The sequence below is a fragment of the Pseudomonas sp. Van50 genome (genome assembly GCF_055390755.1).
Window position 1 is genome coordinate 6,786,278 of record NZ_AP024343.1, and the last position, 25,025, is coordinate 6,811,302.

The window sequence follows — 25,025 nt, forward strand, 5'->3', positions numbered from 1 at the left end:
AGCGGCTGTGGCCCGCAGCTCCCCGCCCACCAAAAAACCTGTGGGAGCGAGCTTGCTCGCGATGACGGCGGCACATCCAACTCAATGCCAACAGACCCACCGCTATCGCGAGCAAGCTCGCTCCCACAGGGACTGCGCCTGGCCCGGAGTAGAATCGCGCCCATGAAAAAGCCCGCAGCGACGGCGGGCTTTTTCAGCAAGCAAGAAGCCGATACTCAGATAGGGCGGCTGCCGTACTTGTTGTCAGGCTTCTTGGGCGGATCAGCGACCACGTTGGCTTCCACTTCCTGCACCTTACCGCCCCTGGCCAGGAACTCCTCCATGGCCTTGGCGAGGGCATCACGCTCCTTGTTCTTGGCCTCTACGCTCGGCAACTCGTCGACCGACACCGCGGCCTTGGCCTTGCCCTTGGCGGTAGGCGTCGGAACGTCGGCGCCATCGTCTTCGGCAACGTCTTCAGCCGCCACTTCAAGGCCTTCTTCGGTCTCGTCTTCGTCGCCTACTTCGAGGTCGTCGTTTTCCAGATCATCGTCGCTCATGTTCTACCTCATGACTTGCGAAAAGCAGATTAGTTATAGCCCAGCTTCGCCATCTGTTCGAAGGCTGCCGGAAAAAATTCAACATCCGCTGGCAATCAGCGGTTATGCCCCTTCACCGTACAAGGTGGCGAGGACTTTACGAGCACCGCCGTGATCACGGTGCTCGCCCAGATAAACACCTTGCCAGGTTCCCAATGCCAGCCGTCCCGCCGTAACCGGCAGGCTGAGCTGGCAACCGAGCACACTGGCCTTGAAGTGCGCCGGGAGGTCGTCCAAGCCTTCGTCGTTGTGCTCATAGCCGGCGGTTCCTTGTGGGATCAGCCGATTGAAAAATCGTTCGAAGTCTCGACGTACCGCCGGATCGGCGTTCTCGTTGATGGTCAACGAGGCCGAGGTATGCTGCAGCCACAGATGCAACAGACCGACACGACACGCCTGGACTTCAGGCAGGCCGGCCAGCAACTCGTCCGTCACCAGATGAAAGCCCCGGGGCCTTGCCCGCAGGGTTATCAGCGTCTGTTGCCACATACAGATCTCCGCACGTTCGGCGCGCATTCTAGCGCGCTCTGGGAAAAAACAAAGGCCCTAATATTCTTGCTTCGGTGTAAGCCTTTGGCGGTATAAAAACCCATGTCGCATCCACAACAAAAGGCGTCGGAAAAACCGCCACACCTTGTGAGCAATGACAAACTCCAGACAAAAAAATGCCCGGCGAACCGGGCATTTTTTGTTGCGCGTACTTACAGGTTGTAGCCACGCTCGTTGTGCTGGGCCAGATCCAGGCCCACAGCTTCTTCTTCCTCGGTGACACGCAGACCCATTACGGCGTCCAGGACCTTGAGGATGATGAAGGTGACGATCGCGGTGTAGACCACCGTGAAACCCACGCCCTTGAATTGAATCCACACTTGCGCGCCGATATCGGTCACGGTGCCGAAGCCACCCAAGGCCGGTGCGGCGAACACACCGGTCAGGATCGCGCCGAGAATACCGCCGATGCCATGCACGCCGAAGGCATCCAGGGAGTCGTCATAACCGAGCTTGCGCTTGAGGGTGGTGGCGCAGAAGAAGCACACCACGCCCGCCGCCAGGCCGATGACCAGGGCGCCCATCGGGCCCACGGTGCCGGCAGCCGGGGTGATTGCAACCAGGCCGGCCACCACGCCCGAGGCAATGCCCAGCGCGCTTGGCTTGCCGTGGGTGATCCACTCGGCAAACATCCAGCCCAGCGCCGCCGCAGCGGTAGCGATCTGGGTCACCAGCATCGCCATGCCGGCAGTGCCGTTGGCGGCGACAGCGGAACCGGCGTTGAAGCCGAACCAGCCGACCCACAGCATGGCCGCGCCCATCAGGGTGTAACCCAGGTTATGCGGCGCCATTGGCGTGGTCGGGAAGCCTTTGCGCTTGCCCAATACCAGGCACGCCACCAGGCCGGCGATACCAGCGTTGATGTGCACCACGGTGCCGCCAGCGAAGTCCAGCACGCCCCAATCCCACATCAGGCCGCCATTGCCGGACCAGACCATGTGCGCAATCGGTGCATACACCAGGGTGAACCACACGCCCATGAAGATCAGCATGGCGGAGAACTTCATCCGCTCGGCAAATGCACCGACGATCAGGGCCGGGGTAATGATGGCGAACGTCATCTGGAAGGTGATGAACACCGCTTCAGGGAACAGCGCCGCCGGGCCGGTCAGGCTGGCTGGCGTGACACCTGCCAGGAACGCTTTGCCGAAACCGCCAATGAAGGAGTTGAAGTTGACGACGCCCTGCTCCATGCCGGTGGTGTCGAACGCGATGCTGTAGCCATAGATGACCCACAGGATGCTGATCAGACCGGTAATGGCAAAGCACTGCATCATCACGGAAAGAATGTTCTTCGAACGGACCATGCCGCCGTAGAACAGCGCCAATCCGGGGATGGTCATGAACAGTACAAGAATCGTGGCCGTGAGCATCCAGGCGGTGTCGCCGGAGTTCAGGACAGGGGCTGCCGCTTCTTCTGCCATGGCCAGGCCAGGCATTGCGAAGGACAACAGGGCTCCTAGCCCTGCGAATTTACGCAGAGTCATATTGTTTTCTCCTGGGGCGTTGGGTTTGGCGGCTTAGATAGCGTCGGTATCGGTTTCGCCGGTACGGATGCGGATAGCCTGTTCCAGATTGACCACAAAGATCTTCCCGTCACCGATCTTTCCGGTGTTGGCGGCCTTGGTGATTGCCTCGATCACCCGGTCCAGATCCTTGTCGTCAATGGCGACATCGATCTTCACCTTGGGCAGGAAATCGACCACGTACTCCGCGCCGCGATACAGCTCGGTGTGGCCCTTCTGCCGACCGAAGCCTTTGACCTCAGTAACGGTAATGCCCTGCACGCCGATCTCGGACAACGACTCGCGCACGTCGTCCAACTTGAACGGCTTGATGATGGCAGTGACTAGCTTCATGAAACTTTCTCCCGAATTGGTGGACTTGCCCCAGGAAAACAAACCCGACTCAAGTCTAAGCGCAGTGCCTGGCTTTGTAACGCGTCGTCGGCCCAAGTTGCCCGACAGGTGCCAGTTAACCGATCCTGACGAAACTCCCCGTTCCGCCTGCTGCACTGCATTCGTCACAGCGACTGCATCAGTGCATGGGTCATCAGCCTCTAAGCAGAAACCTTGCCATCTGCACCCAAACCCTCTGATTTCAGCCCCTTGGCCACCGGCTCGACGTGCACCGCACCACGAACCGCAGCGATACGCACAACAACAGTGCAGCGCCGCCCGGCCCCATGCGCGAAAAGCGTGCATCCCTGGCTGGCGAATTGACTATAGACACTGCGTGGTACACTGCCCGCCATCGTTTCCAGGACACCTGCACATGCTTGCGCCCAAAGACCTCCTCGACGCCCTGAGCGGCCACGCCTCCCGTATCTTGAGTGGCGACACGCCGCTGCCCAAAAGCGAAATCGAAAGCCAGTTCAAGGCCCTGCTGCAAAGCGGCTTCAGCAAGCTGGACCTGGTCAGCCGGGAAGAATTCGACAGCCAGATGGTCGTGCTGGCCCGGACCCGAGCGCGGCTCGAAAGCCTGGAGGCCAAGGTCGCTGAGCTGGAAGCGCGACTGGCTCCGGCCCAGGAATAAGCAGCCCCCTGCGGGCCACTCAACCACTCGCAGCGTGTTGAGACTGCTCCGGGGTCAGTGCCAGCGGCAGCTCCAGGATAAAGAGCGCGCCCTGCCCCGGCCCCGCGCTCTGCGCCGTCAGCTCGCCGCCCATCTCGTGCGCCGCCAGAATGCAGCTGTGCAAACCAAAGCCGTGACCGTCGACACGCGTGGTGAAGCCGTGCTCGAACACCCGCGCAAGATTGTCCTGCGCAATCCCCTCGCCATTGTCCTCGACCTCGACCCGCACGCGCCCATCGTCAACGACCTTCAGGCGCAGGATGATCTGCGGTGGCCGGTTCACACCGGCGTCCAGCGCCTGCTTGGCGTTGTTGATCAGATTGACCAGGATCTGCAGCACGCGGTGCTTGTCCAGTGGCATTTGCGGTATATCGCTGAACTCCTTGACCAGCGTGATGTGGTGGCGAGCCAGGGACACATCGCAAATGCGCACGACATCCTCGACCAGCTCACGCAACGAGCCCGGCTCCAGCACGCTGGCGTTGCCGGCGTAGGATTGCTGAGTGGCGACGATTTCCTTGATGTGGTCGATGCGGCGGGTCAACTGCGCCAACTCGGCGATCATGCCCTGCTGCTCGACGGCCAGCGCGTCGGCCAGCTTGTCGAGATAGTCCGGTAGCGCGCGTCCTTTCGGGTCGCTGCTGATGAAGTCGCCGAGGTCGTCGGGATGCTCCTTCATCAACTGGACAACCTTGGCCACCCCTGGCCCCTTGGAGGTGTGCACCTTCTCGTAGAGGACCTGGGCTGACACGTTGACGCTATTGAGCACATTGCCCACGTTGTGCAGCACATTGGTGGCGATCTCCGCCATGCCGGCGCGGCGGGCGGTGGTGACCAGTTCGGCCTGGGCCTCGCGCAACTCGTCGTTGACCTTGGCCAATTGCTGCGGGCTGGGGATCTTCAGGGCCGCCGGCACCAGCCGGACCAGCAGGATGGCGGTAATCACCGAGGCAATCGCGGTGATGACCTTGACCAGCGCCATCAACCAGTAATAAGGCTGCCAGATGGTCAGGATCTCCATCACATGGCTGGTCCCGCAGGCCAGGATAAACACGCCAAAGGCCGCCAGCATCCAGTCGAACGGCACGTCCTTGCGCTTGTGGATAAAGTACAGGAGCGTGAAGGGGATGGTGACGTAGGACAGGGCGATCAAGCTATCGGCGATCACATTCGTCCACAGCAGATCCGGACGCCACATGTAGCAATGCCCGTGGGGCATGAAGCGCTTGTCAGTTAACAGAGCCAGCAGATCATTCATGGCCACTTCCTCCCTGTGCCGTTGATACCGCCAAGTGCCGACTGGGCAAGTCGGAGTCTAGGCCGGTCCCGGGCATTTCGCTTGGGCAGGTGAAGGATGGCATCGGCTGAACCGTATCGCGCTTGCCGCCTCGGCTGTCACTGACAGTCGAAACATCCTGCCAAATTTTCTCCCCTCAATTGCTGCGCCCAAGTTCATCCCCACGACTACCCTTCAAAAGTCGCAGGACGCGGCCTCCCATTCACTCAAGGAACGATTCATGTCGCTCGCCATTGTCCACAGCCGCGCCCAAGTGGGGGTCGAGGCTCCTGCCGTTACCGTTGAAGTCCACCTGGCCAATGGCTTGCCGTCGCTGACGATGGTTGGCCTGCCGGAGGCGGCGGTGAAGGAAAGCAAGGATCGGGTGCGCAGCGCGATCATCAACTCGGGGCTGAATTTTCCGGCGCGGCGCATCACCCTGAACCTGGCGCCGGCGGATCTGCCCAAGGACGGCGGGCGGTTCGACCTGGCGATTGCCCTGGGCATCCTGTCAGCCAGTGTGCAGGTGCCAACCCTGACGCTGGACGACGTCGAGTGTCTCGGTGAGTTGGCCTTGTCCGGCGCGGTGCGCCCGGTGCGCGGGGTACTGCCAGCGGCGCTGGCGGCTCGCAAGGCCGGACGCATGCTGGTGGTGCCGCGGGCCAACGCCGAGGAAGCCTGCCTCGCGTCGGGCCTCAAGGTGATCGCCGTGGATCATCTGCTCGAAGCAGTGGCCCACTTCAATGGGCACACACCGGTCGAGCCTTTCGTTTCCAATGGACTGCTCTCGGCCAGCAAGCCCTACCCCGACCTGAATGAAGTACAAGGCCAGGCCGGGGCCAAGCGTGCCCTGCTGATCGCTGCCGCGGGGGCACATAACCTGTTGTTCAGCGGACCACCGGGCACCGGCAAGACCTTGCTGGCGAGTCGTCTGCCCGGGCTGCTGCCGCCCCTGGCCGAGAGCGAGGCCCTTGAGGTGGCGGCGATTCAGTCGGTTGCCAGTTGCGTGCCGCTGAGCCATTGGCCGCAGCGGCCGTTTCGCCAGCCCCATCACTCGGCTTCCGGCCCAGCGCTGGTGGGTGGCGGGTCAAAACCGCAGCCAGGGGAGATCACCCTCGCCCACCATGGCGTGCTGTTTCTGGATGAACTGCCGGAGTTCGACCGCAAGGTGCTGGAGGTCTTGAGAGAACCGCTGGAGTCAGGGCACATCGTGGTCTCGCGCGCCCGGGACCGAGTGCGCTTCCCTGCCCGTTTCCAGCTGGTGGCGGCGATGAACCCCTGCCCCTGTGGCTATCTTGGCGAGCCCAGCGGCCGTTGCGCCTGCACACCGGATATGGTGCAGCGCTACCGCAACAAACTCTCCGGCCCGCTGCTGGACCGTATCGACCTGCACCTGACCGTCGCCCGGGAAGCCACGGCATTGAACCCCAGGCTCGAACCCGGGGACGATACGGCCACGGTCGCCGAGCGCGTAGCCGAAGCCCGGGAACGCCAGCACGACCGCCAGGGCTGCGCCAACGCCTTCCTCGATCTACCGGGGTTGCGCCGGCATTGCAAGTTATCCACAACCGATGAAACCTGGCTGGAAACCGCCTGCGAGCGGCTGACCCTGTCGCTGCGCGCCGCCCACCGCCTGCTCAAGGTCGCCCGGACACTGGCGGACCTGGAGCAAGCGGGGAACATTCGCCGCGAGCACCTGGCCGAAGCGCTGCAGTATCGGCCGGCTACGGCGTGAACCGCGTTACGGTTTGCTCAGGTCTACCAACGGTGTTTCCCGGACCTCGGTCTTTTGACCGTTCTGGATCGCATCGATGCGCTTGAGCGCCTTATCCACAGCGCCCTTGTCCGCCAACAGGCTGTAGTGGATCTGGAATTGCCTGTGCTCCTTCGGCCCGATCGTGGGCACCAGGCCCAGGGGGCGCTGGTACCGGCGGTTGTAGGAAAAACTGGTGCCTGGTTCCAGCCCGGTCACGTAGCCCTGGCCCTGGGTATCAGTGTTTTTCCACAGGGAGAACACGGGCAGCGTACCGGTGTTGAAGCCTACCGACACACCGAGGCTGCCGGCCTTGTTGTGCAGCACGGTGAGGGTGTCACCCTTGGCGTCTGCGTAGGGCACGACGTTGTAGACGGTTTCGTCGTAATCCTTGGTCGGGGCCCGGTAGGTTTGCCAATCGGGCAAGTCGCCCTTGGCCTTGTCGTTGAACGGCGAGACCTGCTTGACCGGTGCCGCGAAACGAGCGCCCTGTTCCAGGAAAGGCGTGCTGAAATTGCTGTGGTAGAGCGCTTGGTACTCCTTCGGGTAATCGCCGTTGTTGGTCAGCGTGTCGCTGAGCGCGAACGTCACGCTGCCAGGCTCGGTGACCAGTTCGGTCTGCACCGAGAAATCGACCTTCTTGAACGCCTGCTCCTTCAACTCGCCCCGCAGGGTGATGGCGTAGGGCGGTTTTTCGTCGATGTGCAAGGTGACTTTGTTGGCCGGAATATTGGCGGCGCGACCATGCAGGGTCAGCAGCTCGCCATTGTCCATGCCGGGATGGCCGACCCATTCGTAGCCGCAGCGGGTGACCAACTCGTTGAAGCCTTCGAGCCAACCCAAGCCGCCTCGACCGTTGAGCTCGATGAACGCCGGGTTGACCACTTCCTTGACCGGCGAATCCCACCCCATGCGCACATTCCCGACCGACGCCTGCAGCACATTCATGCCACGGGTCGGGACGACTGAAAGCTTCAGGGTGCCGTTGTCGATATCAACGATGCTGACGCCCTCTTGCCGGCCACCGTGCAGGGTGCGCATCGTCACAGAGAAAGGTTTGTCGGTTTTCACGCCGAGCTGCTGGCTGGTGATTTGCCAGGGTTGGGCGGCTTTGTCGGTATCCAGCAGGACGTAATCCCAAGCCATGGCATGGGAGGCAGCGCCCAAGGCGCCAAGGGTAATGAGGAGTTTGAGCGGAGTCATGGACGCGACCTTTTATTGGAGTTGTGCGGTTTTTATAGACTTGAAGAAACGTTTCAGCAAGCTTAAAAACAGCAATACCCCTAAAAAATCACGACTACATGATCGACAGCGATTTGTGGCAGCGAGCTTGCTCGCGATAGCGGTAGGTCAGATTGAGATGATGCTGGCTGGGCAACCCCAATCGCGAGCAAGCTCGCTCCCACAGGGAATCGAGGGTGGCCCGGGTTCGTATTCACTCGGAATCAAACTGTGGGAGCGAGCTTGCTCGCGATGGCGGTGGGTCAGATTGAAGTGATGTTGGCTGGGCAGCCGTCATCGCGAGCAAGCCCGCTCCCACAGGGAATCTCTGGGAGCGGGCTTGTGAGAGGCTTCAGCGGAACCGATCAACCTCTTGGCGCAGGTCCTGGGCCAGTTTTTCCAGTTCCTTGGCGGTGACCGCCAGGTTCGAGACCACTTGGCGCTGTTCGCTGTTGGCCATGGCGATGCTCTGCAGGTTGCTGCTGAGCAGGGTCGCGGTGCTGCTTTGTTCCTGGGTGGCGGTGGTGATCGCCGCGAATTGCTGGCCAGCCGAACGGCTCTGCTCATCGATTCGCGCCAGGGCCGAGGCCACATTGGCGTTGCGCGACAGGCCTTCCTGCATCAACAGGTTGCCCTGTTCCATGGTGCTGATGGCATTGCCGGTTTCCTGCTGGATGCTGTTGATCATGCTGGAGATTTCGTCAGTGGCCTGGCGGGTGCGGGACGCCAGGCTGCGGACTTCATCGGCCACCACGGCGAAACCACGGCCCTGCTCGCCGGCGCGGGCAGCTTCGATGGCGGCGTTCAAGGCCAGCAGGTTGGTCTGCTCGGCAATCGAGGTGATGACCCCCACGATGCCGCCGATTTCCTGGGAACGCTGGCCCAGGGTATTGATGACCGTGGCCGTGCTGTTCAGCGCGCCGGCGATTTGTTCCAGGGACGACGACGCTTCATCCATCGAGGTCCGGCCAATGCGGGTTTGCTGGGCGTTTTCCTGGGCCAGGCGCTCGGTGTTGCCCATGTTGTCGGCAATGTTCAGGGAGGTCGCACTGAACTCTTCCACCGCGCCGGCCATGCTGGTGATTTCGCCGGATTGCTGCTCCATGCCTTCGTACGCCCCGCTGGACAACCCGGACAGGGCCTGGGCGCGGCTATTGACCTCCTGGGAGGCCTTGCGGATGTGCTCGACCATGGTCGACAGCGCCTGGCTCATCTGGTTGAAGGCACGGGCCAACTGACCGATTTCGTCATGGCTCGACACGTTCAGGCGCACGCTCAGGTCGCCAGCACCCAACGCTTCGGCCTGGCGCACCAGATCCCCCAGTGGCGCCAGTTTGCTACGCAACAACCACATTGCCGAACCGACCGCCAACAGCATCGCCAGCAGGCTGCCAATGGCCAATTGCGTACCGACGCTCCAGGTCACGGCGCGGATCTCGGTTTTCGGCATGCTCGCCACCACCGCCCACGGCCCACCCTCGAACGGTACGGCAACGCTGTAGAAATCTTCGGCGGTATCGGCCCAGAACGCGCCCTTGCCCGGCTTTTTGATCAAGCCGGTGATGGTGGTGGTAGCGTTGTCCAGCGCCTGCACGCCGGCGGGCGGCACCAGCCATTTGTTTTGTTCGTCCAGCAGCGCCAGGGAGCCGGTCTGGCCAATGCGGAAGCGCTTGAGGTTCTCGAACTGCGCGTTCTGAGCATCGGTGTAGTCGAAGCCTACGTACAACACGGCAATGATCTTGCCGCTGCTGTCGCGCACAGGCGTGTACTGCGACATGTAGAAGCGCCCGAAAAGCAGGGCCCGACCAATGTAGCTCTGCCCGCTGATCACCGGACCGTAGGCGGGGCCGGCGCGGTCGAGCACGGTGCCGATGGCCCGCGTACCGTCCTGCTTGCTGACGGAGGTACTGACTCGGATGAAATCGTCGCCGCTGCGCACGAATACCGTGGCGACCCCAGCGGTCATCGCTTTGAAGTCATCCACTTCCTTGAAGTTGTTGTTCAACACTTCGCTACCCAGGCTCAAGCCTGGGGTTTGTACGCCCGCCACCGTCACCGGCTGGTCCGGATGCACGCTCAGGCCCGCGCTGAAGCGCTTTTCGAACAGACCGGCCAAGCGCTGGGTGCTCTCGCGCAAAGTGCCGTGGAACGTATTGAGCTGATCGGCCATCAGGCGCGCTTCGCTGGCCAGGTGCTCTTCACGGGTGGCAAGGTTGGCAGCGTCCAGCGAACGCAAGGCGAAGACGGTACTGCCGGAGATCACGATCGCCAGTATCACGGCAAGGGCAAGGCCTAGCTGTGAGGCGATCCGGGCGCGGGGTTGAGACATGACGGCTCCTGGCCGAGAGACCGGATCATCCTGATCACGTCGCACGCTCGGCATTTTATTCGGGTGAGGTGTAAGTAGACCCTTTCTGAACGAGGGTTCCATGTTCACGGATTCGGCGGCAAAGCCAAATACTTGAGCGGTTTGCACGGATTAGTGCCAAGTGGCTAGCACGCCAACTTCAACGTTTCAGCTTAGACGTTGTACATCAGGCAGTTGCATGGCCTTGACCTCGCCTTGGAGAAAGTCGCTGAGCCGGCGCAAACGTTCACCTCCCGGCCGGGTTTTCGGCCAGACCAGGTAATAGTGTTCCCCACTGGCGACAGCTGTCGGCCATGGCAGGCTCAGGCGCCCTTGGGCAACGTCCTCGGCCACCATCAGCAGGTCGCCCATGGAGACCCCATAGCCACGTGCGGCCGCGATCATGCCCAGCTCCAGGGTATCGAACACCTGCCCCCCCTTGAGCGAGACCTTGTCGGACAGGCCCATGCGTTGCAGCCAGTTGCGCCAGTCCCGGCGATCCGGCGTCGGATGCAACAGCTCAGCACTGGCCAGCCGCGCCACATCCCAGGGCTGATCGTTCAACAGGTTCGGCGCGCCCACCGGAATCAATTCCTCGGGAAACAGCAAACTGGCCTCCCAGTCCGCCGGAAAATGCCCGTTGCCCAGCAATACGGCGCAATCGAAGGGCTCGACGTTGAAGTCCACCGAATCGATGTCCATCCAGGCACTGGTCAGTTGCACCTCGTTGCCGGGCTGCAAATGCCGGAAGCGACTCAGGCGCGCCAACAACCAACGCATGGTCAGCGTGGAAGGCGCTTTCATGCGCAGGATGCCGTCTTCGCCATGCAAAGTGTGGCAGGCCCGCTCCAGCGCCATGAAACCCTCGCGCACGCCCGGCAGCAGCAACCGCGCCGCCTCGGTCAACTGCAGGTTGCGGCCGCTGCGCAGGAACAGCCGGCAGGCAAAGTGATCTTCCAGCGTGCGGATGTGCCGGCTGACGGCGCTCTGGGTGATCGACAGCTCTTCGGCGGCCCGGGTGAACGAGCTATAGCGCGCCGCGGCTTCGAATGCCCGCAACGCATAAAGAGGAGGAAGACGACGGGACATCGCAAAAGCTCCATGGCGTGGTCTGCAAACCCTACCAGAAACCCATCCAGCATGAGTTTTAATCATGCCAGCGATCTTTTTTATCCTTTTGTGCAATCCGCCAAGAGCGCCGAGAATCGTCGCTTTACTGCCTTGTTTGAACATGGAGCGTGATGATCATGCGGCATCCGGTGCGTACCGAACTCTGGGCCATCCTGCGGCTGGCGGGGCCGTTGATTGCCTCGCAGTTGGCGCACATGCTCATGGTGCTCACCGACACCGTGATGATGGCGCGCCTGAGCCCCGAAGCCCTCGCCGGGGGCGGGCTCGGAGCGGCCACCTATTCGTTCGTGTCGATCTTCTGCATCGGCGTGATCGCCGCGGTGGGCACCCTGGTCGCGATCCGCCAGGGCGCGGGCGATGTCGAAGGCGCCACCCGGCTGACCCAGGCCGGGCTTTGGCTGGCCTGGTTGATGGCGCTGATGGCCGGGTTGCTGCTGTGGAATCTCAAGCCCGTACTGCTGATGTTCGGCCAGACCGAAACCAACGTGTTGTCCGCCGGCCAGTTCCTGCTGGCGCTGCCGTTCGCCCTGCCCGGCTACCTGAGCTTCATGGCCCTGCGCGGCTTCACCAGCGCCATCGGCCGGGCCACGCCGGTCATGGTGATCAGCCTCGGCGGCACGGTGGCCAACTTCCTGCTCAACTACGCGCTCATCACCGGCATGTTCGGCTTGCCAAAACTCGGCCTGATGGGCATCGGCCTGGTCACGGCCATTGTCGCCAACTGCATGGCCCTGGCCCTGGCCTGGCACATCCATCGGCACCCGGCCTACCGTGCCTATCCGCTGCTGGATGGGCTGTCGCGGCCCAATCGCCAATACCTCAAGGAGCTGTGGCGCCTGGGCCTGCCGATCGGTGGCACCTATGCGGTGGAAGTCGGGCTGTTCGCGTTCGCCGCGCTGTGCATGGGCACCATGGGCAGCACGCCGTTGGCGGCCCACCAGATCGCCCTGCAAATCGTCTCGGTGGCGTTCATGGTGCCGGCCGGAATGTCCTACGCCATCACCATGCGCATCGGCCAGCACTACGGCGCCGGGCAGCTGTTGAGGGCGCGCCTGGCCGGTCGGGTCGGCATTGGCTTTGGCGCGGCCGCGATGCTGGCGTTCGCCATGGTGTTCTGGCTGCTGCCCCATCAATTGATCGGCTTGTTCCTGGACCACGATGACCCGGCGTTCCGCGACGTGATCAACCTGGCCGTGAGCCTGTTGGCGGTGGCGGCGTGGTTCGAGCTGTTCGACGGCACGCAAACCATCGCCATGGGCTGCATTCGCGGGCTCAAGGACGCCAAGACCACCTTCCTGGTGGGCCTGGGTTGCTATTGGCTCATCGGCGCACCGTCGGCGTGGTGGATGGCGTTCCATTTGAACTGGGGACCGACCGGTGTCTGGTGGGGCCTGGCCCTGGGGCTGGCCTGCGCGGCCGTGAGCCTGACCCTGGCGTTTGAATGGAAGATGAAGCGGATGATTCGCAGTGAAGCTGGGCAGCCCGGTTTCGAAGCCATTCAGGCCAAGTGAAGTCCATGCCTTTGTGGGAGCGAGCTTGCTCGCGATAGCGGTGTGTCAGTCAAAATCGATGTGACAGACCTATTGCTATCGCGAGCAAGCTCGCTCCCACAAGGTTTTGCGTCAGACCACGACGTCGTGTGTGGAGTGCTGATCACCCTCGAACGTCAAATACTCAACCAATTCCGGCAACGGCAACGGCTTGCTGATCAGGAAGCCCTGCACCTGGTCGCAACCGAAACCGCGTAGCAGGTCCAGTTGTTCCTGGGTTTCCACACCTTCGGCCACCACCTCCAGGTTGAGGTTGTGGGCCAGGTTGATCATGGCGTGCACCAATTTGCGGTTCTCTTCGCGCTGCTCCATGCCGCCGACGAAGCTCTTGTCGATCTTGAGCAAGGCGATCGGCAGGCTGTTGAGGTGCACGAACGAGGAGAACCCGGTGCCGAAGTCGTCCAGGGAGAAGCGCACCCCCAGGCGGCCCAAGGCATCCATGGTCTGCTTGACCAGTTCGCTGCGGCGCATGACCGCGGTTTCGGTGAGTTCGAACTCCAGCCATTGCGCCTCGACACCTCGCTCGGCAATCAGTCGGCTCAAGGTCGGCAGCAACTGGCTGTCCTGGAACTGCCGGAACGACAGGTTGACCGCCATGTGCAACGGCGCCAGCCCCCGTTCGCGCAGGGCCTGCATGTCCCGCAGCGCCCGGGAAATCACCCAATAGCCCAACGGCACGATCAGGCCGCTCTGTTCGGCCAGCGGCACGAACTCACTCGGTGGCAACAAGCCGCGTTCGCCATGGCGCCAACGCACCAGGGCTTCGAGGCCGACGATGTGGCCGCCATCGAGGTCCAGGCGCGGCTGGTAATGCAATTCCAGCTCGTCACGGCGCAGTGCCCGGCGCAGTTCGCTTTCCAGGTCGGCAAGGCTGCGGGCATTGCGATTGATGCGCTCGTTGAAGATATGAAAGGTGCAGCCCTGGGTGCTCTTGGCCTGCTGCATGGCGATGTGGGCATGCCACATCAGCGGATCGGCGCCAGCCTGGGCGCGAGCATGGGCGACGCCCAGGCTGCAACCGATCAGCAGGCTTTCGCCGTCCACCCAATAGGGTTCGGCCAAGGCTTCGGTAATACGCTCGGCCATCCATTCGGCCCGCTGCGGTGCGCGGCGGGTGTCGATCAGCAAGGCAAATTCATCACTGCCCAGCCGCGCCAATTGATCGCCGGCTTCGAGCGACCCCTTGAGCCGCGACACCACTTGCAGGATCAAACGGTCGCCGGCCTGGTGACCGAGGGCGTCGTTGGCGTGGCGAAAGTTGTCCAGGTCCAAGTGACCGAGGGCCAGGCCTCGGCCGTCATTTTCCGCCAGGCGCGCCGCCAGCAATGTCTGGAAACCCTGGCGATTGGCGATGCCTGTCAATGGATCCTGCTCGGCGAGGCGCTGCAGGGTGTTTTCCAGCACGCCGCGCTCGCGCACATGGCGCAGGCAACGACGCAGGGTCGCGCTGTCGAGGACATCGCGCACCAACCAGTCGCTGGCACCGTCGGGGGCAACCGCCGGCTCGTGCTCGAGCAACAGGATGGTCGGCAGGCTGCAACGGCCCGGCGTCGGCTGCAACGCCGCAACAGTCAGCAACACCGCGTTGCGATTGTCTTCGAACAGGCTGCTGACGGACTCCCAGCTCGGGGCGCTGATCAACACGACCGAGGGCCCCATGGGCACCAGGCACTCGCGCAGTATTGCTGACCACTCTGGCTCTTGGGCCAATAACAGCAAACGCAAGGGTTCGACAGGCGTTGACAAGCTGACTCCCTAGACTCTGCAAGGTGGTAGGCGCCGGGCATTATGACCTGCCGATGGGCAATGACCAATGCCAACGGTTCTCAAACACGCGCTTTCGGTGGTTTTTCCCGCTCGAAATGCTGCGCGGGACCCAATTGGTTCCACATCCTGCGTGAAAGTGGCAGAAGCGGCAAATGACAATCCTGTGTGCGTCACAAGTCGGACAGAGCAGCACAATTCTCTGAGCCTGTTAAAATGCCGGCCCATTTCGCAAACGACTCCCTGACTCTGTCATGTCCCGACTCAATCCCCGGCAGCAAGAAGCCGTGAACTATGTCGGCGGCCCTCTTTTGGTGCTCGCCGGTGCAGGCTCCGGCAAGACCAGCGTAATCACCCGCAAGATCGCGCACCTGATCCAGAATTGCGGCATCCGCGCCCAATACATCGTCGCCATGACGTTCACCAACAAGGCCGCCCGAGAAATGAAAGAGCGGGTCGGCGGCCTGTTGCGCGCCGGCGAAGGCCGCGGCCTGACGGTGTGTACCTTCCACAACCTGGGCCTGAACATCATCCGCAAGGAGCACGCGCGGCTGGGCTACAAACCGGGCTTCTCGATTTTCGACGAGACCGACGTCAAGGCCTTGATGACCGACATCATGCAAAAGGAATACTCGGGCGACGACGGCGTGGACGAGATCAAGAACATGATCGGTTCCTGGAAAAACGACCTGATCCTGCCCGCCGAAGCCCTGGAGAACGCCCGCAACCCCAAGGAACAGACTGCCGCCATCGTCTACACCCACTACCAGCGTACCCTCAAGGCGTTCAACGCGGTGGACTTCGACGACCTGATCCTGTTGCCGGTCAAGCTGTTCCAGGACCACGCCGACATTCTCGAAAAATGGCAGAACAAGGTCCGCTACCTGCTGGTGGACGAATACCAGGACACCAACGCCAGCCAGTATTTGCTGGTGAAGCTGCTGATCGGCAAACGCAACCAGTTCACCGTGGTGGGCGACGATGACCAGTCGATCTATGCCTGGCGCGGCGCGCGGCCGGAAAACCTGATGTTGCTCAAGGACGACTACCCGTCGCTCAAAGTGGTGATGCTGGAGCAGAACTACCGCTCCACCAGCCGCATCCTGCGCTGCGCCAACGTGCTGATTTCCAACAACCCCCACGAGTTCGAAAAACAACTGTGGAGCGAGATGGGCCACGGCGACGAGATCCGCGTGATCCGTTGCCGCAACGAAGACGCCGAAGCCGAGCGCGTGGCCATGGAAATCCTCAGCCTGCACCTGCGCACCGATCGGCCGTACAGCGACTTTGCGATCCTGTACCGCGGCAACTACCAGGCCAAGCTGATCGAGCTGAAATTGCAGCATCACCAGATCCCCTATCGCCTGTCGGGGGCAACAGCTTCTTCGGGCGCCAGGAGGTGAAGGACCTGATGGCCTACTTCCGCCTGATCGTGAACCCGGACGACGACAACGCCTTCCTGCGGGTGATCAACGTGCCGCGCCGGGAAATCGGCTCGACCACCCTGGAAAAACTCGGCAACTACGCCACCGAGCGCAAGATCTCGATGTACGCCGCCACCGATGAAATCGGCCTGGGCGAACATCTGGACAGCCGCTTCACCGATCGCCTGGCGCGCTTCAAGCGCTTCATGGACAAGGTACGTGAGCAGTGCGCCGGGGAAGATCCGATCTCGGCGCTGCGCAGCATGGTCATGGACATCGACTACGAGAACTGGCTGCGCACCAACAGCTCCAGCGACAAGGCCGCCGATTACCGCATGGGTAACGTCTGGTTCCTGATCGAGGCGTTGAAGAACACCCTGGAAAAGGACGAAGACGGCGAGATGACGGTCGAGGACGCCATCGGCAAACTCGTCTTGCGGGACATGCTCGAGCGCCAGCAGGAAGAGGAAGACGGCGCCGAAGGCGTGCAGATGATGACCCTTCACGCCTCCAAGGGCCTGGAATTTCCCTACGTGTTCATCATGGGCATGGAAGAGGAAATCCTGCCGCACCGTTCCAGCATCGAGGCCGACACCATCGAGGAAGAACGGCGCCTGGCCTATGTCGGCATTACCCGGGCACGCCAGACGCTGGCCTTTACCTTCGCCGCCAAGCGCAAGCAGTACGGCGAAGTGATCGACTGCGCCCCCAGCCGCTTTCTCGATGAGCTGCCACCGGACGACCTGGCCTGGGAAGGCAACGACGACACGCCCACGGAAGTCAAAGTCGTTCGCGGCAACAGTGCCCTGGCGGATATACGCGCGATGCTAAAGCGCTAGAATCGACTACTTTTTTTCAACGACTTCAGGCGCTGAAGGCGTCATCAGAGGAGGCTTCATGGAAGCCCTGCACCAGAAAATTCGTGAACAAGGCATCGTGCTTTCCGATCAGGTCCTGAAAGTCGACGCTTTCCTGAACCACCAGATCGACCCGCAATTGATGAAGCTGATCGGCGACGAATTCGCCGCGCTGTTCAAGGATTCGGGCATCACCAAGATCGTCACCATCGAAGCCTCGGGCATTGCCCCGGCGATCATGACCGGGCTGAACCTTGGCGTACCGGTGATCTTCGCCCGCAAGCAACAATCCCTGACCCTGACGGAGAACCTGCTGTCGGCCACCGTGTATTCGTTTACCAAGAAAACCGAAAGCACCGTCGCCATCAGCCCGCGTCACCTGACCAGCAGCGATCGGGTGCTGATCATCGATGACTTCCTGGCCAACGGCAAAGCCTCCCAGGCGCTGATTTCCATCATCAAGCAGGCCGGCGCCACCGTCGCCGGGCTGGGGATCGTGATCGAGAAGTCGTTCCAGGGCGGCCGCGCGGAACTGGATGCCCAGGGTTATCGCGTCGAGTCGTTGGCCCGGGTGCAGTCGCTGGCGGGTGGGGTCGTGACCTTCATCGACTGACCCAATCCCCCCTGTGGGAGCGAGCTTGCTCGCGATAGCGGTGTATCTGTCAAATAAAAGGTGTCTGACAGATCGCCATCGCGAGCAAGCTCGCTCCCACAGGGGTTTCAGGTTGATTGTTGTTGTGCAGTAGCCTTGAGCCCGGCCAACAGCAACCGCTGGAATAGCTCCTCCTTCAGCCCTTCAGGACTGGTCAGCTGCATCCGCTCCAGATGCCCGGCAAATTCCCAGGGCTCCGGCGCATCCAGCGCGGCTTTGCCCAACTCCAGGATCTCGGTGAGCTTGAATTTGCTCTTGAGCCAGTTCAGCGCCCGCAACAGGTCCCGCTCGACCCCGTCGAAATCACAGCCCAGCGGGTATTCGGGAAACAGATTCGGATGCCGGGCCTGGATCGCCTGCAACCGCTCCGACGTGTTGTCGGCGAACCGCGGATCGAGGCGGAAATCCTTCGGCAATTTGCCAGCCTTCTGCGCCTGCTCGATCAGCCCGGGCTGGAAGCGTGAGTCGCTGATGTTCAGCAACGCCTCGATCACCGCGGCGTCGGTCTTGCCGCGTAGGTCGGCGATGCCGTATTCGGTCACCACGATGTCGCGCAGGTGCCGGGGAATCGTACAATGGCCGTACTCCCAGACGATGTTCGAGCTGATCTCGCCCCCGGCCTCGCGCCAACTGCGCAGCAGCAGGATCGAGCGCCCGCCCTCCAGCGCATGGCCCTGGGCAACGAAGTTGTATTGCCCGCCCACGCCGCTGAGCACCCGCCCGTCCTCCAACTGATCGGCCACCCCGGCCCCCATCAGGGTCATGGTGAAGACGGTATTGATGAAGCGGGCATCGAGGCGCTGCAGGCGCTTGAGCGGCTCCTGGCCGTAGAGCTCGTTGATGTAGCTGATGCGCGTCATGTTGAATTCGAGACGACGGCTCTGCGGCAACTCGCGCAGGCGCTCGTAAAAACTGCGCGGGCCGAGAAAGAAGCCGCCGTGTATGCAGATGCCGTCGGGTTGTGCCGCCTCGTCGAGGGTTCCGGCGTTCGCTCGTTCCTGGGTCGGCTCGTCGGGGTAGACCTTGCGCCGGATGATCCCGGCCTCGGCCAGCACCAGCAAACCGTTGACGAACATTTCACTGCAACCGTACAGCCCTTTGGCAAACGGCTCGACCCCGCCCTCGCGCTCGATCAGTTGCGCCCACTGGCTAAGGTTCAGGTCCGCCAGCAACGCCTGGTAACCGGCGTTATCGGCCTGGCGTGCCAGCAGCGCCGCCGTCAACGCGTCGCCCATGGCGCCGATGCCGATCTGCAATGTCCCGCCGTCACGCACCAGGGTACTGGCGTGCAGGCCTATCAGATGATCCTGGAAACCCACCGGCATGTTCGGCGTGGAAAACAGCGTGTGGCTGTCCTTCTCGTCGATCAACAGGTCGAAAGTGTCGATGCCGACTTCCGCGTCGCCCGGCATGTAAGGCAAGTCGTTGTGCACCTGGCCGACCAGGAGAATGGTTTCCCCGGCCGCCCGGCGCTTGGCGATCATCGGCAGCAGGTCGAGGGTGATGTCCGGGTTGCAGCTCAGGCTCAGGCGGTCCGGGTGTTCCGGGGCGCTCGCCACCAGTTGCGCCACCAGGTTCAAGCCGGCGGCGTTGATGTCCCGGGCCGCATGGCTGTAGTTGCTGCTGACATAGTCCTGCTGGGCCGACGCACTGTGCAACAGGCTGCCGGGCTGCATGAAGAACTGCTGGACGCGGATGTTGGCCGGCAGACTGTCCTGGTGCAGGTCGACCAGGTAATCCAGCTCGGGATAGTCGCCGAAGACCCGTTCGACAAAGGGTTCGAGGAAGCGCTTCTGCAAACCATCGCCCAGGTTGGGCCGGCCCAGGCTCAGGGCGGTGTAGATCGTCAGTTGTCGCTCGGGCAGTTGTGCGATGCGCCGGTACAACGCGTTGGCGAACAGGTTGGGCTTGCCCAGCCCCAGGGGCATGCCGAGGTGAATATGCGCGGGCAGGCGCTCGAGCACGTCATCCACCGCCTGTTCGATTGAACACAACTGCACCATCGGACCCTCCAGGACATTCCATGAATGTGGGTTGGACCGAGCTTGCCGGGTCTTGGTTGCGATGAACAGTCCCGAAAAATCCGAGGCGCAAAAAAGCCGCTCGTAAGCGGCTTTTTTGTGAAGGATGCCGGCGTATTACAGACCGGACATCTCTTTGATGGCGCCCTTGAGGTCGTCATCCGAGCAATCGGCGCAGGTGCCTTTAGGCGGCATTGCGTTGATGCCGGTAATGGCCTTGGCCAGGATGCCGTCGAGACCGCCCTGGTGATCGGCGCGTTCTTTCCACGCAGCCTTGTCACCAATTTTCGGCGCGCCCAGCAGGCCCGTGCCGTGGCAAGCGTTGCAATGCTTTGCAATTACGTCTTTCGGCGCCTTGGCACCGCCGGCGCCGCCGGCCGAGGCCACGACTTCCATACCCTTGCATTCCTTGCCCTGGACGCAGACCTGGCCGACGGGTTCAAGGCGCTTGGCGATTTCGTCGTTCGGCGCCGCTTGAGCGGTCGCAGCCCATAGGGCCAATACGGTTGCTGGTGCAGCCAGCATTTTCATAATTAGGTTCACGCGTACACCCTCAATGGTGGCTAGTCACGCCTGCGGCCACGGTTTGCAGGCGGGCGCAAGTATAGCGGTAAGCCTGTCACTCTGAAACAACCCCAAAGTCGCAAGGGTCTTGTTTGTCATGACAGCCCAACAGGTGGGCGCCTTTGCCACGCGGGCCTGGCGCCTCTTGGTCTAGAAATTGGCCGGCGTGGCTGCGCTGATCAGTCGCGCCGGCACATCGAACGGATTACGGAAACGGTGGGGCTTGGTGCTTTCGAAATAGTAGCTGTCGCCAGCCTCGAGCACGAAGGTTTCGACGCCGACCACCAGTTCCAGCCGTCCTTCCACCAGGATCCCGGTCTCCTCGCCCTCATGGGTGAGCATCTCTTCACCGGTATCGGCACCCGGCGGATAGATCTCGTTGAGGAAGGCAATCGCCCGGCTCGGATGCGCCCGGCCCACCAGCTTCATGGTCACGGCACCATCGGAGATGTCGATCAGTTCGTTGGCTTTGTAGACGATCTGGGTCGGTTTTTCCTGAAGGATCTCTTCGGAGAAAAACTCGACCATGGACATGGGAATCCCGCCAAGGACCTTGCGCAGCGAGCTGATCGAGGGGCTGACGCTGTTCTTCTCGATCATCGAAATAGTGCTGTTGGTGACGCCCGCGCGCTTGGCGAGTTCACGCTGGGAAAGGCCTTTGAGTTTACGAATGGATTGCAGTCGTTCACCGACGTCCAATGCTGGAGCCTCCAGGGAATCAGGTTGTGAGGAAAGTGAGCGTTATCATGGCGACAGCGTTCAGTATTTACAACACTTTGACCCGAATCCTGTGCGGTGAAGCGACTTTCGGTAGGTGGCGCTTCGTCTCAGCCCCCGGAATAGAGCCGTGGCACCCGCCGCAGGTTGCAGAAAATCTGATAAGGAATCGTGTCGGCGGCCTTGGCGACATCACTGGCAAGGATGTTCTTGCCCCACAACTCCACGGTCGAGCCGAGCCCGGCCTGGGGGACATGGGTCAAGTCGACACACAGCATGTCCATCGACACCCGCCCGACCAGCTGGCTGCGCTGCCCATCCACCCGCACCGGCGTGCCGTTCGGCGCCTGGCGCGGGTAGCCGTCGGCATAGCCCATGGCGACCACCCCGACCCGGGTCGGTTGCGTGGTCACGAAGCGAGCACCGTAGCCCACCGGCTCACCGGCGGGCAATTCACGCACGCAGATGATCTTCGATTCCAGGGTCATCACCGGTTGCAGGCGCGAGGCGACAGTGTTGGGTTCGTCGAAGGGGGTCGCGCCGTAGAGCATGATGCCCGGCCGCACCCAGTCGCTCGGCATCTGCGGCCAGCCCAGTACCGCTGGGGAGTTGCGCAGGCTGATCTCTGCCGCCAACCCCTGACGGGCCGCCTCGAACACGACCAGTTGCTCGGTGCTGCTGGGATCGTGCAGTTCATCGGCACGGGCGAAGTGGCTCATCAGGACAATCTTCGCCACTTTGCCGCTGGCCAGCAGGCGACGGTAGGCCGCCTGGTAATCCGCCGGATGCAGGCCGACCCGGTGCATGCCGGAATCGAGCTTGAGCCAGACCGTGATCGGCTGGCTCAGCGCGGCTTTTTCAATCGCTTCGAGTTGCCACAACGAATGCACCACGCACCAGAAATCATGCTCGACGATCAACGGCAGCTCATCGGCTTCGAAAAACCCCTCCAACAGCAGGATCGGCCCACGGATCCCACCGGCCCGCAGCTCCAGGGCTTCTTCGATGCAGGCCACGGCGAACCCGTCCGCCGTGGCCTGCAGCGCCTCGGCGCACCGCACCGCACCGTGCCCGTAGGCGTCGGCCTTGATCACCGCAAGGGCCTTGGCCCCCGTGACTTCGCGGGCCAATTGGTAGTTGTGACGCAGGGCTTGGAGATCGATCAGGGCACGGGCAGGACGCATGGCGGCAGGCTTCTAGGCGGTCATGAATAAAAAACCGGCGCAGGTTGGCAGGGTGAACCACCCAGCGCCGGAAGAGGGATCGTTTAGGCAGGTATTAAGGCAGCGCAGCCACGACGGACAGCTCCACCAGGATCTGCGGTTCACACAGCTTGGCCTCCACCGTGGCCCGGGCCGGGGCGACGCCTTTGGGCAACCACTTATCCCAGACCGCGTTCATGCCTGCGAAGTGAGCCTCAATGTCCTTCAGGTAGATCGTCACCGATAACAGCCGCGTCTTGTCGGTCCCGGACAACTCCAGCAAACGCTCGATATTGGCCAGGCATTCGCGGGTCTGCTGTTCAATACCGGCGTTCATGTCGTCGCCGACCTGCCCGGCCAGGTAAACGGTGCCGTTGTGCACGACAACCTGGCTCATGCGGTCATTGGTGAGCTGGCGCTGGATTGACATGTTTTGCAGACTCCTGGGTTTTGCTGCCATAACGGGAAATATCGAGGCCTTCGGCGCTGATCTGCGGCTTTTTCTTCGCCATCAGGTCGGCCAACAGGCGACCGGAACCACAGGCCATGGTCCACCCGAGGGTACCGTGGCCGGTGTTCAGGAACAGATTCTTGAAGGGCGTGGCACCGACGATGGGCGTGCCATCCGGGGTGGTCGGACGCAAGCCGGTCCAGAAACTGGCCTCGGCCAGATCGCCGCCCTGAGGATAAAGGTCGTTGACGATCATCTCCAGGGTTTCACGCCGACGCGGGTTCAGGGACAGGTCAAAACCGGCGATTTCCGCCATGCCGCCCACCCGAATGCGATTGTCGAAGCGAGTGATCGCGACCTTGTAGGTTTCGTCGAGAATGGTCGAGGTCGGGGCCATCGCCGGGTTGGTGATCGGCACGGTCAGGGAGTAACCCTTGAGCGGATACACCGGCGCGCGGATCCCGAGGGGCTTGAGCAATTGCGGCGAATAGCTGCCCAGGGCGAGCACATAGCGGTCGGCGGTTTCCAGCTTGCCGTCGATCCAGACACCGTTGATGCGGTCGCCAGCGAAGTCCAGGCGCTGGATATCCTGGCCAAAGCGGAATTGCACACCCAGCTTCACCGCCATTTCCGCCAGGCGCGTGGTAAACATCTGGCAGTCGCCGGTCTGGTCGTTAGGCAGGCGCAAGGCACCGGCCAGGATGTCGGTGACATTGGCCAGTGCCGGCTCGACCCGGGCAATGCCTTCGCGGTCGAGCACTTCGAACGGTACGCCGGACTCCTTCAGCACGGCGATGTCTTTTGCCGCGCCATCGAGCTGGGCCTGGGTGCGGAACAACTGTGTAGTCCCCAGGCTACGGCCCTCGTAGGCAATGCCGGTTTCGGCGCGCAGCTCGTCGAGGCAATCACGGCTGTACTCGGACAGGCGCACCATGCGTTCCTTGTTGATGGCATAGCGGCTGGCGGTGCAGTTGCGCAGCATCTGCGCCATCCACAGGTATTGATCAATGTCGGCCGTGGCCTTGATCGCCAGCGGCGCATGCCGTTGCAGCAGCCACTTGATGGCCTTGAGCGGCACGCCCGGCGCGGCCCATGGCGAGGCATAACCCGGCGACACTTGGCCGGCGTTGGCGAAACTGGTTTCCATGGCAGGTGCTGGCTGACGGTCGACCACCACCACTTCAAACCCGGCACGAGCCAGATAATAAGCACTGACGGTACCGATGACGCCGCTACCCAAGACCAGAACGCGCATGTTGATGCCCTCATCGCGGATGAACCGCTGACGTTTGTTGTACAAAGCTTTGATGGGCGCAGTGTAAAAAAGATCAGCCAGTGCTTTTCACTATATAAACACCTATATTTGGCGAGAATTCTCGGCAAAACCCCTTTTCATGGAGGCGCATCACCTGTGCGTACCAACACCCAGACCAAACGCGAGCTGGACAAGATCGACCGCAACATCCTGCGCATTCTCCAGGCGGACGGGCGGATCTCCTTCACCGAGCTGGGGGAAAAGGTCGGCCTGTCCACCACGCCCTGTACCGAGCGGGTTCGGCGCCTGGAGCGCGAGGGCATCATCATGGGCTACAACGCCCGGCTCAATCCGCAGCACTTGAAGGGCAGCCTGCTGGTATTTGTCGAGATCAGCCTCGACTACAAATCCGGCGACACCTTCGAAGAGTTCCGACGCGCCGTGCTGAAACTGCCTCACGTGCTGGAATGTCACCTGGTGTCAGGGGATTTCGACTACCTGGTGAAAGCACGGATTTCCGAGATGGCTTCGTACCGCAAGCTGCTGGGGACATCCTGCTCAAGCTGCCCCACGTACGCGAATCCAAGAGCTACATCGTGATGGAAGAAGTGAAGGAAAGCTTGAACCTGCCGATTCCGGATTGAGCCTGGCTCCGGACCGCTTTCGCGAGCAGGCTCACTCCCAAACAGGTGAGGGGTGAGCACGTTCTTGCGAACGAACCGAGATCCATTGTGGGAGCGAGCTTGCTCGCGAAGGCCGCGACTCGGTCTCCTGGCGACTAGACCAACACCTGCCGGGTGCTGGCCATGTACTCATGAATCTGCTTCTCGACCCGTGGATGAATCAGTTCCACTGGCCGCCGGCCATTGGGACACGGCAAGGTCGCCGTGGTGCCGAACAGCCGGCAGATCAGCGGTCGCTCGTCGTAGACGGTGCAACCGTTGGGCCCCAGGTGCACGCAGTCCAAGGCGTCCATGGCCGCGTCCTGTTCGGCGCGAGTCTTGCGGGGCAAGCGGGCCATTTCCTCGGGCGAGGTGGTGACCGGACCGCAGCAGTCATGGCAACCCGGTACGCACTCGAACGAGGGAATCTGCTGGCGTAGCGTGCGGATCTTCTGACTGTTGCAGCTCATCGAGGCG

Annotated in this window: 20 protein-coding genes and 2 pseudogenes; 6 read left to right on the plus strand and 16 right to left on the minus strand. The window is 62.1% G+C overall.

The window, feature by feature from the left end:
• Positions 1 to 215: 215 nt before the first annotated feature.
• The 4 genes from sutA to glnK all read right to left on the minus strand — a co-directional run bounded on the left by sutA (position 216) and on the right by glnK (position 2,986).
• A complete protein-coding gene (sutA, locus tag ACZ5M5_RS29560; RefSeq protein WP_060740086.1) occupies positions 216 to 539 on the minus strand; it encodes a transcriptional regulator SutA in 324 nt (107 codons plus the stop codon).
• Positions 540 to 641: 102 nt separating this feature from the next.
• Complete coding sequence (locus ACZ5M5_RS29565; protein WP_060743109.1) at positions 642 to 1,067, minus strand: secondary thiamine-phosphate synthase enzyme YjbQ; 426 nt, start codon at positions 1,065 to 1,067, stop codon at positions 642 to 644.
• Between the two features lie 212 nt (positions 1,068 to 1,279).
• Entirely contained in the window at positions 1,280 to 2,614 is a 1,335-nt protein-coding gene (locus ACZ5M5_RS29570; RefSeq protein ID WP_060740085.1) for an ammonium transporter, read from the minus strand.
• A 33-nt stretch (positions 2,615 to 2,647) separates the two neighbouring features.
• Positions 2,648 to 2,986, minus strand: coding sequence for a P-II family nitrogen regulator (glnK, locus tag ACZ5M5_RS29575; protein ID WP_002555808.1), 339 nt, complete (start codon positions 2,984 to 2,986; stop codon positions 2,648 to 2,650).
• Positions 2,987 to 3,401: 415 nt separating this feature from the next.
• Here glnK and ACZ5M5_RS29580 point away from each other — a divergent pair, with 415 nt between their 5' ends.
• Positions 3,402 to 3,662, plus strand: a complete 261-nt coding sequence (locus tag ACZ5M5_RS29580; protein ID WP_060740084.1) for an accessory factor UbiK family protein — start codon at positions 3,402 to 3,404, stop codon at positions 3,660 to 3,662.
• 19 nt (positions 3,663 to 3,681) lie between these two features.
• Here the strand turns inward: ACZ5M5_RS29580 and ACZ5M5_RS29585 are convergent, their stop codons facing one another.
• Positions 3,682 to 4,959 (minus strand): sensor histidine kinase, encoded by a 1,278-nt coding sequence (locus ACZ5M5_RS29585; protein WP_103309555.1) that lies wholly within the window; start codon positions 4,957 to 4,959, stop codon positions 3,682 to 3,684.
• Between the two features lie 259 nt (positions 4,960 to 5,218).
• Between ACZ5M5_RS29585 and ACZ5M5_RS29590 the strand changes: the two genes are divergently transcribed.
• Positions 5,219 to 6,712, plus strand: a complete 1,494-nt coding sequence (locus tag ACZ5M5_RS29590; protein WP_464738327.1) for a YifB family Mg chelatase-like AAA ATPase — start codon at positions 5,219 to 5,221, stop codon at positions 6,710 to 6,712.
• Between the two features lie 6 nt (positions 6,713 to 6,718).
• On the opposite strand, the gene ACZ5M5_RS29595 is transcribed toward ACZ5M5_RS29590, so the two are convergent.
• The 3 genes from ACZ5M5_RS29595 to ACZ5M5_RS29605 form a co-directional block, all read right to left on the minus strand.
• On the minus strand, positions 6,719 to 7,933 hold the full coding sequence (locus ACZ5M5_RS29595; RefSeq protein ID WP_464738328.1) for an aldose 1-epimerase family protein: 1,215 nt from the start codon (positions 7,931 to 7,933) through the stop codon (positions 6,719 to 6,721).
• Between the two features lie 370 nt (positions 7,934 to 8,303).
• Positions 8,304 to 10,280 (minus strand): methyl-accepting chemotaxis protein, encoded by a 1,977-nt coding sequence (locus ACZ5M5_RS29600; RefSeq protein WP_103309561.1) that lies wholly within the window; start codon positions 10,278 to 10,280, stop codon positions 8,304 to 8,306.
• A 186-nt stretch (positions 10,281 to 10,466) separates the two neighbouring features.
• On the minus strand, positions 10,467 to 11,387 hold the full coding sequence (locus tag ACZ5M5_RS29605; protein ID WP_060740079.1) for a LysR substrate-binding domain-containing protein: 921 nt from the start codon (positions 11,385 to 11,387) through the stop codon (positions 10,467 to 10,469).
• Positions 11,388 to 11,545: 158 nt separating this feature from the next.
• Here ACZ5M5_RS29605 and ACZ5M5_RS29610 point away from each other — a divergent pair, with 158 nt between their 5' ends.
• A complete protein-coding gene (locus ACZ5M5_RS29610) occupies positions 11,546 to 12,940 on the plus strand; it encodes a NorM family multidrug efflux MATE transporter (RefSeq protein ID WP_081015468.1) in 1,395 nt (464 codons plus the stop codon).
• Between the two features lie 111 nt (positions 12,941 to 13,051).
• Here the strand turns inward: ACZ5M5_RS29610 and ACZ5M5_RS29615 are convergent, their stop codons facing one another.
• Complete coding sequence (locus tag ACZ5M5_RS29615) at positions 13,052 to 14,725, minus strand: putative bifunctional diguanylate cyclase/phosphodiesterase (RefSeq protein WP_060740077.1); 1,674 nt, start codon at positions 14,723 to 14,725, stop codon at positions 13,052 to 13,054.
• A gap of 272 nt (positions 14,726 to 14,997) precedes the next feature.
• On the opposite strand from ACZ5M5_RS29615, the pseudogene rep reads away from it, so the two are divergent.
• Both rep and ACZ5M5_RS29625 read left to right on the plus strand, forming a co-directional pair.
• Positions 14,998 to 17,006 (plus strand): annotated as a pseudogene (rep, locus tag ACZ5M5_RS29620) (DNA helicase Rep).
• 58 nt (positions 17,007 to 17,064) lie between these two features.
• Complete coding sequence (locus ACZ5M5_RS29625) at positions 17,065 to 17,637, plus strand: xanthine phosphoribosyltransferase (RefSeq protein ID WP_014340844.1); 573 nt, start codon at positions 17,065 to 17,067, stop codon at positions 17,635 to 17,637.
• 107 nt (positions 17,638 to 17,744) lie between these two features.
• On the opposite strand, the gene ACZ5M5_RS29630 is transcribed toward ACZ5M5_RS29625, so the two are convergent.
• The 6 genes from ACZ5M5_RS29630 to dadA form a co-directional block, all read right to left on the minus strand.
• On the minus strand, positions 17,745 to 19,679 hold the full coding sequence (locus tag ACZ5M5_RS29630; RefSeq protein ID WP_103309565.1) for an acetyl-CoA hydrolase/transferase C-terminal domain-containing protein: 1,935 nt from the start codon (positions 19,677 to 19,679) through the stop codon (positions 17,745 to 17,747).
• Positions 19,680 to 19,814: 135 nt separating this feature from the next.
• A complete protein-coding gene (locus tag ACZ5M5_RS29635) occupies positions 19,815 to 20,228 on the minus strand; it encodes a c-type cytochrome (RefSeq protein ID WP_092174467.1) in 414 nt (137 codons plus the stop codon).
• A gap of 183 nt (positions 20,229 to 20,411) precedes the next feature.
• Positions 20,412 to 20,960: a cupin domain-containing protein gene (locus ACZ5M5_RS29640; RefSeq protein ID WP_003206841.1), complete on the minus strand. Its 549-nt coding sequence runs from the start codon at positions 20,958 to 20,960 to the stop codon at positions 20,412 to 20,414.
• Positions 20,961 to 21,088: 128 nt separating this feature from the next.
• On the minus strand, positions 21,089 to 22,162 hold the full coding sequence (gene alr / locus ACZ5M5_RS29645) for an alanine racemase (protein ID WP_060740073.1): 1,074 nt from the start codon (positions 22,160 to 22,162) through the stop codon (positions 21,089 to 21,091).
• Positions 22,163 to 22,256: 94 nt separating this feature from the next.
• On the minus strand, positions 22,257 to 22,610 hold the full coding sequence (locus tag ACZ5M5_RS29650; RefSeq protein WP_060740072.1) for a RidA family protein: 354 nt from the start codon (positions 22,608 to 22,610) through the stop codon (positions 22,257 to 22,259).
• Positions 22,582 to 23,886, minus strand: coding sequence for a D-amino acid dehydrogenase (dadA, locus tag ACZ5M5_RS29655; protein WP_060743108.1), 1,305 nt, complete (start codon positions 23,884 to 23,886; stop codon positions 22,582 to 22,584). The genes ACZ5M5_RS29650 and dadA overlap by 29 nt, the downstream gene beginning before the upstream one ends.
• A gap of 156 nt (positions 23,887 to 24,042) precedes the next feature.
• Between dadA and ACZ5M5_RS29660 the strand changes: the two are divergent.
• A pseudogene (locus tag ACZ5M5_RS29660) lies at positions 24,043 to 24,530 on the plus strand (winged helix-turn-helix transcriptional regulator).
• A gap of 134 nt (positions 24,531 to 24,664) precedes the next feature.
• Here the strand turns inward: ACZ5M5_RS29660 and ACZ5M5_RS29665 are convergent.
• Entirely contained in the window at positions 24,665 to 25,018 is a 354-nt protein-coding gene (locus tag ACZ5M5_RS29665) for a YkgJ family cysteine cluster protein (protein WP_018602566.1), read from the minus strand.
• Between the last annotated feature and the right edge of the window lie 7 nt (positions 25,019 to 25,025).

Excerpts from the sequence above, each read along its gene's own strand:
- ACZ5M5_RS29595 (WP_464738328.1), bottom strand. The coding sequence starts at position 7,933 with ATGACTCCGCTCAAACTCCTCATTACCCTTGGCGCCTTGGGCGCTGCC.
- ACZ5M5_RS29635 (WP_092174467.1), bottom strand. The coding sequence starts at position 20,228 with ATGAAAATGCTGGCTGCACCAGCAACCGTATTGGCCCTATGGGCTGCG.
- ACZ5M5_RS29565 (WP_060743109.1), bottom strand. The coding sequence starts at position 1,067 with ATGTGGCAACAGACGCTGATAACCCTGCGGGCAAGGCCCCGGGGCTTT.
- ACZ5M5_RS29650 (WP_060740072.1), bottom strand. The coding sequence starts at position 22,610 with ATGTCAATCCAGCGCCAGCTCACCAATGACCGCATGAGCCAGGTTGTC.
- ACZ5M5_RS29590 (WP_464738327.1), top strand. The coding sequence starts at position 5,219 with ATGTCGCTCGCCATTGTCCACAGCCGCGCCCAAGTGGGGGTCGAGGCT.
- dadA (WP_060743108.1), bottom strand. The coding sequence starts at position 23,886 with ATGCGCGTTCTGGTCTTGGGTAGCGGCGTCATCGGTACCGTCAGTGCT.
- ACZ5M5_RS29605 (WP_060740079.1), bottom strand. The coding sequence starts at position 11,387 with ATGTCCCGTCGTCTTCCTCCTCTTTATGCGTTGCGGGCATTCGAAGCC.
- ACZ5M5_RS29625 (WP_014340844.1), top strand. The coding sequence starts at position 17,065 with ATGGAAGCCCTGCACCAGAAAATTCGTGAACAAGGCATCGTGCTTTCC.
- ACZ5M5_RS29630 (WP_103309565.1), bottom strand. The coding sequence starts at position 19,679 with ATGGTGCAGTTGTGTTCAATCGAACAGGCGGTGGATGACGTGCTCGAG.
- ACZ5M5_RS29665 (WP_018602566.1), bottom strand. The coding sequence starts at position 25,018 with ATGAGCTGCAACAGTCAGAAGATCCGCACGCTACGCCAGCAGATTCCC.
- glnK (WP_002555808.1), bottom strand. The coding sequence starts at position 2,986 with ATGAAGCTAGTCACTGCCATCATCAAGCCGTTCAAGTTGGACGACGTG.
- ACZ5M5_RS29580 (WP_060740084.1), top strand. The coding sequence starts at position 3,402 with ATGCTTGCGCCCAAAGACCTCCTCGACGCCCTGAGCGGCCACGCCTCC.
- ACZ5M5_RS29610 (WP_081015468.1), top strand. The coding sequence starts at position 11,546 with ATGCGGCATCCGGTGCGTACCGAACTCTGGGCCATCCTGCGGCTGGCG.
- ACZ5M5_RS29570 (WP_060740085.1), bottom strand. The coding sequence starts at position 2,614 with ATGACTCTGCGTAAATTCGCAGGGCTAGGAGCCCTGTTGTCCTTCGCA.
- ACZ5M5_RS29600 (WP_103309561.1), bottom strand. The coding sequence starts at position 10,280 with ATGTCTCAACCCCGCGCCCGGATCGCCTCACAGCTAGGCCTTGCCCTT.
- ACZ5M5_RS29585 (WP_103309555.1), bottom strand. The coding sequence starts at position 4,959 with ATGAATGATCTGCTGGCTCTGTTAACTGACAAGCGCTTCATGCCCCAC.
- sutA (WP_060740086.1), bottom strand. The coding sequence starts at position 539 with ATGAGCGACGATGATCTGGAAAACGACGACCTCGAAGTAGGCGACGAA.
- alr (WP_060740073.1), bottom strand. The coding sequence starts at position 22,162 with ATGCGTCCTGCCCGTGCCCTGATCGATCTCCAAGCCCTGCGTCACAAC.